Annotated in this window: 1 protein-coding gene; it reads left to right on the top strand. The window is 50.4% G+C overall.

Features of this window, described 5'->3' with window-relative positions:
• The coding region (locus J5M73_RS31140; RefSeq protein ID WP_207816899.1) for a carbohydrate ABC transporter permease at positions 1–498 on the top strand (498 nt) is incomplete at both ends.

Here is a 498-nt window from a genome sequence, read left to right as displayed (position 1 = left end):
CTCTGGCTATTGCCGCTGCTTGGAATTGCACTAACGTCAATCCGTGGCCCTGCTGATATTTTTGCGGGAAATTACTGGGGTTGGCCGACCCAATGGCAGATCGTTGAGAACTATCGAGCAATTTTTTCAGAGACGCCTCTCGCACATTATCTCGTTAACACTTGCCTGATCACCATTCCATCAGTAATCGGCGCCGTGGCACTGAGTTGCATGGCTGGCTTTGCGCTTGGCATCTACCGTTTCAGATTGAACTTGCCGGTCTTCTTCCTTTTTTTGGCGGGCAACTTCGTGCCGTTTCAGATTCTGATGATTCCCGTACGTCTCATGAGCCTTCGGCTCGGGCTCTATAATTCCGTACCAGGCCTTGTGTTGTTCCATGTGGCCTTCAACACAGGCTTCTGTACGTTCTTTATGCGCAATTTCATTCGAGAACTACCGCGCGAGCTTATCGAGGCCGCGCGTATGGATGGCGCCAGCGAATTTCAAATCTTCTACAAA

The organism is Pseudomonas sp. 50_B, assembly GCF_017491625.1.
In the GTDB taxonomy this organism is placed as follows: Bacteria; Pseudomonadota; Gammaproteobacteria; order Pseudomonadales; family Pseudomonadaceae; genus Aquipseudomonas; species Aquipseudomonas danubii.
This window is presented reverse-complemented; position numbering and strand designations above follow the sequence as displayed.